At 53.2% G+C, this 727-nt stretch carries 1 protein-coding gene; it reads right to left on the bottom strand.

What is annotated here, in order from left to right; all coding sequences use genetic code 11:
- Nucleotides 1-18 precede the first annotated feature (18 nt).
- On the bottom strand, nt 19-727 hold a 709-nt coding region (locus APH34_RS28425), incomplete at its 5' end, for an IS3 family transposase (RefSeq protein WP_054903793.1).

Genomic DNA, 727 nt, shown 5'->3' with positions numbered 1-727 from the left:
TGAATCGCCCCTGGTTTCCTAGACACTCTCCAAGCTCAGGAAATAGCGTTTCTCATACTCTACTGGAGACAGCTGCATAGCACTGCTGTGTCGACGTTTTGGGTTATAGAACATCTCGATGTAATCGAAAATATCACTCCGGGCTTCGTCACGTGTCGCGTAGGTCTTTCGTCGAACCCGTTCCCGCTTCAAAAGCTGGAAAAAGCTCTCGGCTACGGCATTGTCGTGGCAGTTTCCCCGTCGGCTCATGCTGCTGACCACATTGTTGGCCTTAAGGAAGCTTTGCCAATCTGAGCTACTGAACTGACTGCCTTGGTCTGAGTGAATCATCACTTGCTGCTGTGGCTTGCGTCGCCAAACGGCCATCAGCATCGCGTCGATAGCAAGGTCGCTGCACATCCTTGGCTTCATTGACCAACCAATTACTTGGCGTGAGAAGAGATCCAGCACTACCGCCAGATAAAGCCATCCTTCATAGGTGCGGATGTAAGTGATATCTGTCACCCAGACCTTGTTCGGCTCGCTGACCTTGAACTGCCGGGCAAGGTGGTTGGGCGAGGCCACGGTTGGTTTTCCGCCATAAAACCCAGGACGACGGCGATAACCCGTTTGCGAACGCAACCCCTCTGCTTGCATCAAACGACCGACTCGATTTCGCCCGCATGTCTCTCCCAGCTCACGCAGGTCACCATGAATTTTGCGATAGCCGTACACACCTCCGCTTTCG

This window comes from Pseudomonas sp. NBRC 111131 (assembly GCF_001320525.1).
GTDB lineage: Bacteria > Pseudomonadota > Gammaproteobacteria > Pseudomonadales > Pseudomonadaceae > Aquipseudomonas > Aquipseudomonas ceruminis.
This window is presented reverse-complemented; position numbering and strand designations above follow the sequence as displayed.